The organism is Chryseobacterium sp. FH1 (assembly GCF_000735135.1).
Lineage (GTDB): Bacteria > Bacteroidota > Bacteroidia > Flavobacteriales > Weeksellaceae > Epilithonimonas.
Map to the genome: position 1 here is coordinate 1 of NZ_JPLZ01000011.1, position 2,052 is coordinate 2,052.

Annotated in this window: 3 protein-coding genes; all 3 read right to left on the reverse strand. The window is 36.1% G+C overall.

Going from position 1 to position 2,052, the window contains the following annotated elements:
- Window positions 1–308: hypothetical protein (locus IO90_RS18200; RefSeq protein WP_034970838.1), on the reverse strand; the 308-nt coding region annotated here is incomplete at its 3' end.
- A gap of 254 nt (window positions 309–562) precedes the next feature.
- Window positions 563–940 (reverse strand): hypothetical protein, encoded by a 378-nt coding sequence (locus IO90_RS18205; protein ID WP_034970840.1) that lies wholly within the window; start codon window positions 938–940, stop codon window positions 563–565.
- Window positions 941–945: 5 nt separating this feature from the next.
- Window positions 946–2,052, reverse strand: a 1,107-nt coding sequence (locus IO90_RS18210) for an RHS repeat domain-containing protein (RefSeq protein WP_131450919.1), incomplete at its 5' end; no start/stop codon positions are given.

Consider the following 2,052-nt stretch of genomic DNA (forward strand, 5'->3'; position numbering starts at 1 on the left):
GATCTCTTTAGCGTTGTGATATTACCGTTCACGTCATAGCCCAACTCCTCATCGTACATCCCCAGCTGTGGCAAGGTGACTCCCGGGATCCGGTATCTGGCAGAGAGTAGCCTGTTGATCCCGTCGTAGTTGTAGCCGTAGCGTTTTTTGCCCATACCTCCCGTGTTCCAATCTACCTCGGAGATGTTGCCATTATATCGGGGCGGATTAAGTGAGCCATCTGTAGGGTTGTCGTATTTTACCTCGTAGGCAAACAGCTTGCCTGCCAGTGCATTGATATCTCTCTTTGCCAGACTTAGTTTTACCATATTTTACAAACTCTGTATTTTGGCCAACACATCTGGAACACGAATAAATCTTTAATTGCATAAAGCGCTGTTATATCTGCTAAAAATAAAAAGAGCAGGCTTTTGCCTACTCTTAATTATATTGAATTTCACATAAATTTTTTGTAATGCCTCATTAACGCAGAAAACCAACATATCTGAAGCATTACCTAAAAATTATATTGATTTTCAATGATTTATAATTCCATCAACACATCTTATACATTACCATTAAGCTAATGAATATCTTTTAAGATAGTACCATTAATCTTCAAATACCCTGAATTTGTTATTTCAATAGTATCATTATTTTTAAAATGTTTTGCGTTAAATTCTATATAATCAAAATCGCCATTTCCGTATCCTTTAACACCTATAAGATACAACTTGTAATTACCTTCTTGTTTTAATCTAAAAGAAACTATATTATTATTCTGTGAATATATTGGAATGTTCACAAATTTTGTAAATGGAATATCAAATCTTGCTTCTTTCACTTCAACATTATCAGTTAACTTTTTCTTTTTAAGAAAAATATTTATATGATTATTTCCATTTTCGGATGAACAACAAAAAAGAATAAAAAGGAATGATAGAAACAACAAAAATCTCATAATAGTTAGCGTTTGATTTCAGGATGAAAAATATTTTTATATAAAGCAGAATCTATAATATTAAAATGGTTGACGGGCTTACCAGTAATATTTTTGTTAGTATAATTTACCTGAAAAACATTTATGTATTTTGAATGAACGGGACTTCCAATATATGGATTAACTCCAAATGGTAATATACCTCTGGTTAGCAAATAACCATTTGCCCAAGTTCTTGGATTTTGTTGATAGAAATTAGCTGCATATGTCACATTATTATATTGCAATTCAAAAGTTCCCCCCGTAATACTGTGTGCATCAAATGTAACTAAATTATATACAGGTATATTTAGCTCCCCAAGCTTGTTAGTAATTCTAACAGCAGCATTCCCTCCGCGACTATAACCGTAGATTGATATTAATTTTCCTTCTTCATATCCTTGCTTAAGATATTCTATTATTTCATTATCTCCACCCCCTATAGAACTTTTAAAGAGTGTACCTCCCATTGACTTTATTAGTTTTTCAAATTCAGGATTATTACTCTGACTCTTTGGTCCTGCTCCATATATCCCCGCAATTATTTTATCCTTTCCACCATTTTCCATCTGAGCAATGATGTTATTAGCCATCTTCAAAGCGCCTTTTTCTGAAAGCCTGCCTGACATGCCTCCTGTGCCAAAAACTGCCGTCTTCTTCGTTACAGTTCTGTATCCAGTGTCAATTTCTATGTCATCATCATCTATAGAGGACGTGGCGCTGACGTTCTTCATCCCGTCAGGATCTATAAACCTAACTGGGTTGTTATAGGCATAAGCATAAGGACTCCATCTTCTTGATACTTCCGCCAAGGGATCCACAGCAAACCATCTTCCCAAGTCCGACATATAAAAACGTGCCCCGTAGTCGTAAGTGCCATTTTCTTGCAGCTCCTTGCCATTGTACTTGTAATTGGTATATTCACCGCCAATCGCATACGTAGGCGCTGTGAGATCACTTGGCTTCTGGTTCATCCCAAAGGCATAGTAGTCATTGCGGTCTGTTACTTCTGCGCTGCCATTTGTCCCTTTGGTGAAGCTGACCCTCACATTGCCCAAATGGTCTTTGTACTGGTAAATATACTTAGAATTTTC